The sequence below is a fragment of the Micromonospora phytophila genome, assembly GCF_023656545.1.
GTDB lineage: Bacteria > Actinomycetota > Actinomycetes > Mycobacteriales > Micromonosporaceae > Micromonospora > Micromonospora phytophila.
This window is the reverse complement of record NZ_JAMOKF010000305.1, coordinates 1-6782: the sequence shown is the minus strand read 5'-3', so window position 1 is coordinate 6782 and position 6782 is coordinate 1. Positions and strand designations below refer to the sequence as shown.

Below are 6782 nucleotides of genomic sequence, written 5' to 3'. Positions count from 1 at the left end.
CTGGTCGCCACCGCCTGGTGGCTCGGCTGGGCGGTGCCGCTGGTCTTCGTGGACGTCGCCGTGCACCGGCTGCCGGACCGGCTCACCTGGCCCGCCGCCGGCGGGACCTGGCTGCTGCTCGGGGTGGCCGCGTTGGGCGGGGCCGGCCCGGAGCCCTGGCTGCGGGCCACCGGCGCCGGGGTCGGCCTGGCGCTCTTCTTCGCCACCACCACGCTGCTGCTCGGCCGGCACGGCTTCGGCCTCGGCGACGCCAAGCTGGCGCTGGGCGTCGGCGTCCTGCTCGGCTGGTTCGGCTGGGCCGTCCCGGTGGCCGGGCTGCTGCTGGCCCTCGCGCTCTCCGGGCTGGTGGGCGTCGGGCTGCTGGCGGCCCGCCGGGTCCGCTGGCACAGCCACCTCCCCTTCGGACCGTTCCTGGTCCTCGGCACCGTCGCCGCCCTGCTCCTCCTCCCCTGACGGAAGGTGGCGGGTCGGTCGGAAGGCAGGCTCGACGTCCCGTAGCCGCAGGGGGTCGTGGGGTCAGGGGCGGGTGGGGGTGGCGTCGGGGGCCGGGCGGTCGGGGTGGCGGGAGCGGCGGCGGAGCAGATCCGCGACGGGGCGGGCGAGCAGCGGCGTCAGCAGCACCGCGACCAGGGCGCCGAGCAGCGCGCCGGCGACCACGTCGTGCGGGTAGTGCACGCCGACGAAGGTGCGGGAGAACGCCGCCAGCGCCGCCACCGGCAGCGCGACCAGCCCGAGCCGGCGGGACAGCAGCAGGGTCGCCGCCGCCAGCGCGCCCGCGATCGTGGCGTGGTTGCTGGGGAAGGACCAGTCGCCCGTCGGCGGGCATCCGCCCGCGATGATCGCCAGCTCGGCCGTCGCCGCCCGGCAGGGCCGGTCCTGGTCCACCACCGTCTTCAACCACTCGCTGCACCCGTACGCGAGCACCACCGTCACCGGCGCGACCAGCGCGTACGCCCGGTCCCGCGCCGTGCCGCCGAGCCGGGACACGGCCGCGACCAGCAGCAGCGCGCCGAGCAGCAGGATCGCGCCCTCGGTGAAGTGCCCGGCGAACCACCGCACCGGTTGCGGGGTGTCGGCGGCGAAGCCGACGATGTCCTGGTACCAGTCCACGCTGAATTCCGGAACGTCCGTCCTGCCCGTCTCAACCATGACTCACCTCACCTACCGTTCATACCGCGTTTACCTCCCGGACAACCCTGGAACACCTTCGAGGCGGACGCGGTGTGCGACGGTCCGGGCGTCTCCCCGACCTTTCGTCTCAGTGACCGCACACCCGGCTCTGCTTTTGTGGCCTGGTCCGTCGAACTTCCTGGAGGCGCAGTGCACGACACCCCCACCGCCGATCGACCGCCGGCCGTGCCCGGGGCGGGGGACGACGAGAGCTGGCGGATCCGGCGTACGGAGGACGACCTGGACCGGCTCGCCGAGACCGAGTCGATCTTCGCGCTGAGCAACGGCTGGCTCGGCTGGCGCGGCACCCTCGACGAGGGCGAGCCGTACGGGATGCCGGGCAGCTACCTCAACGGCTTCCACGAGCGGCGCGAGCTGACCTACCCCGAGGACGGGTACGCCTTCCCGCAGCTCAGCGACACGGTGATCAGCACCCCGAACGGCGCGCTGATCACGCTCTGGGTCAACGGCGAGCGCCTCGACGTGCGCACCGGCACCCTGCGCAGCCACGAGCGCGTGCTCGACCTGCGGGCCGGCGTGGTGGAGCGCCGCACCGACTGGATCTCACCCGCCGGGCACGGCGTGCGGGTGCGGAGCACGAGGCTGGTGTCGCTGCCCCGACGCCCGGTCGCCGCCGTGCACTACGAGGTCGAGCCGCTGGACGGGCCCGTCGAGGTACGGGTCTGCTCCGACCTGCTGGCCAACGAGCGGGTGCCGGAACGCTCCGACGACCCCCGGGCCGCCTCGACGATCCGTGATCCGTTGACGGCCGAGAAGCGCCACTCGGACGGTCACGACGGCGTTCTGGTGCACCGCACCGAGCGCAGCGGGCAGCGGGTGGCCGTCGCGGTGGCCCACGAGGTGCAGGCCCCGGACGGCTTCCACCCGGGCGTCGACTGCACTCCCGACCGGCTGCGCGTGACGCTGAGCGGCCCGTTGCGCCCCGGCGAGCGGCTCCGGCTGGCCAAGTTCGCCGCGTACGAGTGCGCGCCGGTGGACGGCACGCCCCCGGACGAGCTGGCCGACCTGGTCGTCGCCGAGGCCGACGCGGCCCGCGCGGAGGGCTTCGCCGCTCTGCTCGCCGGCCAGCGCGCGGCGCTGGACGCCGCCTGGGAGAGCGCCGACGTGGTGCTCGACGGCGACGCGGAACTCCAGCAGGCGATCCGGTTCGCGGTCTTCCACCTGATCCAGGCCGGCCGCCCGGACGGCGACCGGACCATCCCCGCCAAGGGGCTGACCGGCAACGGCTACGACGGCCACGTGCTCTGGGACACCGAGGGTTACGTCCTGCCGGTGCTGACCTACCTGTCGCCGCAGGTGGCCCGGTCGGCGCTGCGCTGGCGGCACGCGCACCTGGCCGAGGCCCGCGAGCGCGCGGCGGAGCTGCGGCTGGCCGGGGCCACCTTCCCGTGGCGGACCATCGGCGGCCGGGAATCCTCCGGCTACTGGCCGGCCGGCACCGCCGGGCTGCACGTCAACGCCGACATCGCCGACGCGGTGCTGCGGCTGGTCGCCGCCACCGGCGACGAGGAGTTCCTCGCCGAGGCGGGGTTGGAACTGCTGGTCGAGACGGCCCGGCTCTGGCACGGCTTCGGCCACTGGTCGGACACGGGCACCTTCCACCTGCACGGCGTCACCGGCCCCGACGAGTACGCCGCGCTGGTCAACGACAACCTCTTCACCAACCTGATGGCCCGACGCAACCTGCGCGGCGCCGCCGGCGCCGCGGAACGCCACCCCGAGCTGGCCCGGCGGCTCGGGGTGGAGCCCGCCGAGGTGACCGGCTGGCGGGCCGCGGCAGACGCGTTGTTCATCCCGTACGACCGCAAGCGCGGGGTGCACCAGCAGGCGGCCGGCTTCACCGAACAGCCGGAGTGGGACTTCGCGAACACCGGCGAGGACGACTACCCGCTGCTGCTGCACTTCCCCTACCTGGAGCTCTACCGCAGGCAGGTGGTCAAGCAGGCCGACCTGGTGCTGGCCATGCAGCGCTGCCCGGGGGACTTCACCGCCGACGAGAAGGCCCGCAACTTCGCCTACTACGAGGCGCGGACCGTCCGCGACTCGTCGCTCTCGGCGTCCCCGCAGGCGGTGCTCGCCGCCGAGGTCGGGCACCTCGACCTGGCGTACGACCTGTTCGCCGAGTCGGTGCTCCAGGACCTGGCGGACCTGGGTGACAAGACCGGCGACGGCCTGCACCTGGCGTCCCTGGCCGGGGCGTGGCTGGCGCTGGTGCAGGGCTTCGGCGGCCTGCGCGACGACCGCGGGGTGCTCTCCTTCGACCCCAGGCTGCCGGCGCAGATCCGGCGGCTCTCGTTCCACCTGCGCTGGCACGGTCACCGGCTGCGGGTCACCCTGACCTCCGACGAGGCCCGCTACGAGCTGCCGGACGCCGACCCGGGGACCGGTGTCGAGGTCTGGCACCACGGCGAGCCGTTCCGGGTGACCGGCGGCGGGCCGGTGGTCCGGCCGATGCCCCCGGTCCCCGACCCCGGCCCCGAACCGCCCTCCCCGCCCGGCCGCCGCCCCACCCGCCGCTCCGCCGGCCACCGTTAGGGTGGCGCGGTGTCTCATCTCGAACGGCTCGCCGCCCACCACGCCGCCGCCCTGCTGCGCTTCGAGCGGGAGAACCGGGAGTGGTTCGCGCGGTCGGTGCCGGACCGGGGCGATGGCTACTTCACCGGCTTCGACGCGCGCCACGCCGACCTGCTCGCGGAGCAGGCCACCGGCGGGTGCCACTTCCACGTCCTGGTCGACGACGACGGGGCGGTGCTGGGTCGGTTCAACCTGGTCGACGTCGCCGACGGCGCCGCCGAGCTGGGCTACCGGGTCGCCGAGCGGGTCGCCGGGCGCGGGGTGGCGACCGACGGCGTCCGCCGCGTCTGCGCGCTGGCCCGCGACGGGTACGGCCTGACCCGGCTGACCGCCGACACCACCCTGGACAACGCCGGCTCCCTCGCGGTGCTGCGCCGCACCGGCTTCACCCCGGTCGGCGAGGTGTCACTCGGCGGGCGCCCCGGGCTTCGGCACGTCCGCGAGCTGACCGCCGACGACTGACGTGCCGGCCATCCGCTGCCGGACGGCCTCCAGCGCCTCGAAGGCGTACGCCCAGTTGTGGCACTTGAAGCTGCGCAGCCCCTCGATCGGGGTGCGGCAGTCGGAGCAGCACACCCCGGGGATCGCGTCCGGGACCTCGGTGTTGACGTACTTGCGGTCGCCGAGGATGACCGTCGCGATCATCATCCGGTCGTGCACGCCGGACAGGGCGGAGGAGACGATGTCGTACCAGTTGACCCGGCGGCCGCACTTCGGGCAGTCCGGCTCGTCGCCGCTGACCCAGAGCGGGGCGCCGATGCTGCGCAGCGGCATGCCGAGCAGCTTCTCGATCCGCCTGACGTCGGACTCCGGGGTCGTCCACCGGTGTCGCCCGGGCAGCGAGGCGGGCGAGTCGTAGACGGCGCGGAACAGGACCGGGTCGACCTCAACGGTCTCGCGCTGACGGGTCATCGGCGTGCCTCCTCGACGGTCGGTACCCCCACCGTCGTCCCAGGTGGCGGGCGGTTCAACCGGATCAACGACACGGCGGACGCCGACCGCCCGCAGCCTGTCCGAACGCGACGGTGCCGTCGACCGCCCGCAGCCTGTCCGGACGACACGCCGGGTGCCGACCGCTCCACGCCCCGGGGTCAGGGTGCGGGTTGTGGTGGGCCGGCCGCGCCGCGCCGGACGGCCTCGCTGGCCAGCCGGGACCGCCGCCGGTCCCCGTTGGTGGTCAGGTCGAACTTGTCGTACAGGCGGGACAGGTGCTTCTTCACCGCGCTCTCGGTGATGCCCAGGGCGGTCGCGACGGCCCGCACCGACGGGGGTTCGGGGAACGGCGCGCCGCCCTCGACGAACGGACGGCAGAGCACGGCGACGACCTCCTGCTCCCGGCGGGTCAGGGCGGGTGGCGCGGGCGGCGGCTCGACGTGCACGGTCCGGGTGGTGGGGTGTTCCGGCGGGGCGTGGAAGACCAGCCGGGCGGGGCCGATCTCCACCCGGTCCCCGTCGCGGAGGATCTGCGCCTGGCGCACCGGGCTGCCGTTGACGGTGGTGCCGTTGGTGCTGCCCAGGTCCCGGATGGACCACCCGGACGGGAACCGTTCGACCAGGGCGTGCAGCCGGGAGACCAGGTTGCTGTCGATCGGCAGCTCGTTGGCCGGCGCCCGGCCGATGGTCAGCGCGTCGGCGGTCAACGGCACCAGGCGGACCCCACCCGAGGCGTAGACCTCGAAGTACCCGTCCACCACAGCGCACCTCGCCAGGTCAGCGGCCGCAGTGCGGCTCGGTCGTGGCGCTGGTCGGCTCCCCGGTCCGCCGGCTGGTGACGGTGGCGGTCGCCACGGTGCAGCCGGTCACCCGCAGCGGCTCGGTCCACAGTTCGAACGGCTGCCCCTCCGCCCGCTGCCGGGACCCGGCCGCGCCCGTCGCCCCGGCCGCAGCTGTCGGGCCAGCCGCACCTGTCGCCCCGGCCGCGCCCGTCGTGGGGCGGGCCGCCAGGTCGATGCTCCAGGTGCCACCGTCGATCGCGGCGTTGTCGCGGTACTGCTTCCAGACCCAGACGTACGCCATGGTGGCCCGGCAGCTCGGCGACCAGTACTGCTTCACGGAGATCGCCCGCAGCCCGCCGGCGTAGCCGTAGGCGGACGGGCCGACCTGGTAGGCGTCGTCGTAGCAGGGGCCGGGGGGTGCGTCGTCCCGGCTGGCGGGGCGGGGCTGCCCGGCGCCGACGGCCAGGACGGTGACCGGCTCGGGTCGCCCGGCCAGGGTCAACGCCAGCTCCGGCCGGCGTGGGCCCGCCGCGCGGGGGGCGAAGACCAGCCGCACCTCGCACCGCTGGCCGGGAGCCAGTCCGCGCGCGGTGCACTGCTCGGAGGTGACCCGCAGGTCACCGCCGTGCGGGCCGGTGGCGGTCACCCCGGTCAGCCGTACCTCGCGGTCGCCGACGTTGCGTACGGTCAGCGCCTGCTCGGCCGACTCCGCGTTCACCTCCTGGTCGCCGAAGGCCAGCTCGGCCGGCACCTCGACCGCGTCGGCGTTCGGTGGCACCGCCGAGCGGGCGGTGGCCAGCACCGACACCACCACGACGAGCACCCCGACGGCACGCGCCAGCGGGTGCCGCCGCGCCCCGGCCGTCCGGTGCACGGTGGCGGTGAGGTCGGGGCCGAGGGCCGCCTGGCGGCGGGCGGTCAGCGAGAACCGGGCCGGGGTCGACCGGTCGGTCGGAGCCGTGTCCGGCCACGGGCCGGTGGTGCGGCTCTCCTCCCCGCCGCCCAGCACGAACGGGGTGACCGGCTGGTCGGTGGCCCGCTGCGCCGCCTGGAGATCCTCGGCGAACGCCGCCGCCGTCGGATGCCGCCGCGCCGGTTCCTTGGCCATCGCCCGTTCCAGGACCGCGCACACCGCGCCGGGCACGCCGGCCGGCCGCAGGTCGGGCACCGGCTCGGTGGCGATCCGCCGGAGCAGCCGCGCCAGGGGGTCCTGCGGGGTGGCGGCCGGGTCGCCGGACGCGGGCGCGTCCCACCCGAAGGCGGGCGCGCCGCGGACCCAGTGCAGCACGGTCGAGGCGAGCG

The 6782-nt window shown here is 75.4% G+C and carries 7 protein-coding genes; 3 read left to right on the top strand and 4 right to left on the bottom strand.

Annotated features, from left to right (window positions below; all coding sequences use genetic code 11):
* The coding region (locus NCC78_RS25550) for a prepilin peptidase (RefSeq protein ID WP_250797631.1) at positions 1-453 on the top strand (453 nt) is incomplete at its 5' end.
* Between the two features lie 63 nt (positions 454-516).
* Here the strand turns inward: NCC78_RS25550 and NCC78_RS25545 are convergent.
* Entirely contained in the window at positions 517-1149 is a 633-nt protein-coding gene (locus tag NCC78_RS25545; RefSeq protein ID WP_250797630.1) for a phosphatase PAP2 family protein, read from the bottom strand.
* A 171-nt stretch (positions 1150-1320) separates the two neighbouring features.
* Between NCC78_RS25545 and NCC78_RS25540 the strand changes: the two genes are divergently transcribed.
* Both NCC78_RS25540 and NCC78_RS25535 read left to right on the top strand, forming a co-directional pair.
* A complete protein-coding gene (locus NCC78_RS25540) occupies positions 1321-3726 on the top strand; it encodes a glycoside hydrolase family 65 protein (protein ID WP_250797628.1) in 2406 nt (801 codons plus the stop codon).
* 9 nt (positions 3727-3735) lie between these two features.
* Positions 3736-4227, top strand: coding sequence for a GNAT family N-acetyltransferase (locus NCC78_RS25535; protein WP_250797627.1), 492 nt, complete (start codon positions 3736-3738; stop codon positions 4225-4227).
* Here the strand turns inward: NCC78_RS25535 and NCC78_RS25530 are convergent.
* The 3 genes from NCC78_RS25530 to NCC78_RS25520 form a co-directional block, all read right to left on the bottom strand.
* A complete protein-coding gene (locus NCC78_RS25530) occupies positions 4171-4677 on the bottom strand; it encodes a DUF8243 domain-containing protein (RefSeq protein WP_250797626.1) in 507 nt (168 codons plus the stop codon). The two genes, NCC78_RS25535 and NCC78_RS25530, sit on opposite strands and share 57 nt — an antisense overlap.
* A 179-nt stretch (positions 4678-4856) precedes the next feature.
* Positions 4857-5456, bottom strand: coding sequence for an FHA domain-containing protein (locus NCC78_RS25525; RefSeq protein WP_250797625.1), 600 nt, complete (start codon positions 5454-5456; stop codon positions 4857-4859).
* A gap of 19 nt (positions 5457-5475) precedes the next feature.
* On the bottom strand, positions 5476-6782 hold a 1307-nt coding region (locus tag NCC78_RS25520; protein ID WP_250797623.1), incomplete at its 5' end, for a choice-of-anchor D domain-containing protein.

What these genes read in the sequence shown, in the direction of transcription:
- NCC78_RS25545 (WP_250797630.1), bottom strand. Translation starts at nt 1,149, where the DNA reads ATGGTTGAGACGGGCAGGACGGACGTTCCGGAATTCAGCGTGGACTGG.
- NCC78_RS25530 (WP_250797626.1), bottom strand. Translation starts at nt 4,677, where the DNA reads ATGACCCGTCAGCGCGAGACCGTTGAGGTCGACCCGGTCCTGTTCCGC.